This is a genomic window from Streptomyces sp. NPDC058964, from assembly GCF_042741275.1.
Taxonomy (GTDB): domain Bacteria; phylum Actinomycetota; class Actinomycetes; order Streptomycetales; family Streptomycetaceae; genus Streptomyces.
Genome location: NZ_JBHYKH010000954.1, coordinates 1 through 1,513 on the forward strand (window position 1 = coordinate 1; position 1,513 = coordinate 1,513).

Consider the following 1,513-nt stretch of genomic DNA (forward strand, 5'->3'; position numbering starts at 1 on the left):
CCTGTCTCTCCGACACGGCCCGTGGCGGCGCCATGCCGGGGCGGCGGGCGGGGAGCAGCGCCCCCCCCTCCGCCCCCCCGCGGGGGCGGACACTGTCCTGAGGCCGCCGGGAACGGGCCACTCGGAATCCCACGTCGTCCACTCGGAAGGTGGGGTGGCTGCGGCGCCGCACGGAGGCGCGGCAGCTCCAGTGCTCGTCGAACCAGCCACCGCCGCGCAGTACCCGGTAGCTGCCGTACACCTCGGCGTCGTAGAGGTCCCAGCACCACTCCCAGACCCCGCCGAGCATGTCGTGAAGCCCCCAGGGATTGGGGAGCTTGCCGCCCACCTCGTGAACACGCTCGCGCGAGTTGCCCCGGTACCAGGCGATGTCGTCGAGGGGTCCGTAGCGCGGCCCCGCCGTTCCGGCTCGGCAGGCGTGCTCCCACTCCGCCTCGGTCGGCAGCCGGTATCCGTCGGCCGGCATGTCCCATTCGACGTCCTCGTCGTCCGAAGGGAGCCGGTAGACAGGCGTGCGGCCTTCCTGCCGGGAGAGGGCGTTGCAGAACCGCACCGCGTCCCACCAGGACACGCCCTCGACAGGCAGACGGTCCCCCTGCGCGGTGCTGGGACGGCGGTCGGTGATCCGCGCGTACAGTGCCTGCGTGACGGGGTACGCGGCGATCTCGTACGGCGCGACGTCGACCGCCCAGCTGTGCCGGGTCCGCCGGTCCGACAGCATGACCTGCCCCGGTGGAACCGCGATCATCTCGTGCTCGGGCGTCGCATTCATGAAGGGATCATCTCAACGGCGTGTGTACCTGGTCGGGTGTGCCGCTCAGCAGCGGGCGGGCGGGAGCATGCCGTCTCTTCCAACGAGGACGACTTCCGCGAGGCCGTCGCCGTCCTCCGCGTACGCGGTCGTGCACACGATCTGACGCACCGCGCTCCGTTTGAGTGACCGCACGGCCAAGGGCAGGCGGACCTCTATGCCGTCCGGGGTCGAGGACCAGTCGATCACCCCGCTCCCTGGGGGCAGTTCCGTGTGGAGTCCGGCCGCCGCCTCGGTTTCGCTCGGGCCGTGGAACAGCACGGCGAGCAGCTTGCGGCCGTCGATCCCGCCGCTTTCGGCGGACGCGCCTGTCCCCCAACCGGTGCCCGCGGTCACGCCGGGGTCCGTCGGGTCCATCCGGCTCACCGGCGCCAGGCGGCCGGACGAGGTGAGGAAGAAGAGGAGCACACGCTGCTGCTGGTCGGGATACACCGAGACGGTAGCGGGTCCGCCCGCCTCGACGACACCGGTGTCCTGCACTCCGCAGCCGGTCACCAGGGCGGCCGACGCGGCGCAGGCGGCGAGGGCGCGGACCGCGGTGGAGCCGGGACGTCTCACGCCGTCGCCTCCTTGCCCGTCAGCGGGATTTCGACGGTGAGGACGGCGCCGCCCTCCGGGCCGTTCGCGGCCCGGAACGGGCCGCCCGGCAGGCGCACGTTATAAAGTGTGTTGGGGAGGCCCAGACCCCTGCCCGTCGCACCG

1 protein-coding gene and 1 pseudogene are annotated in these 1,513 nt (G+C 72.5%); both read right to left on the reverse strand.

Going from position 1 to position 1,513, the window contains the following annotated elements:
• Window positions 1-109: 109 nt before the first annotated feature.
• A pseudogene (locus tag ACFW2E_RS46750) lies at window positions 110-772 on the reverse strand (formylglycine-generating enzyme family protein); the annotation flags it as partial.
• A gap of 45 nt (window positions 773-817) precedes the next feature.
• Window positions 818-1,369: a hypothetical protein gene (locus ACFW2E_RS46755; protein ID WP_384478233.1), complete on the reverse strand. Its 552-nt coding sequence runs from the start codon at window positions 1,367-1,369 to the stop codon at window positions 818-820.
• Window positions 1,370-1,513: the final 144 nt, after the last annotated feature.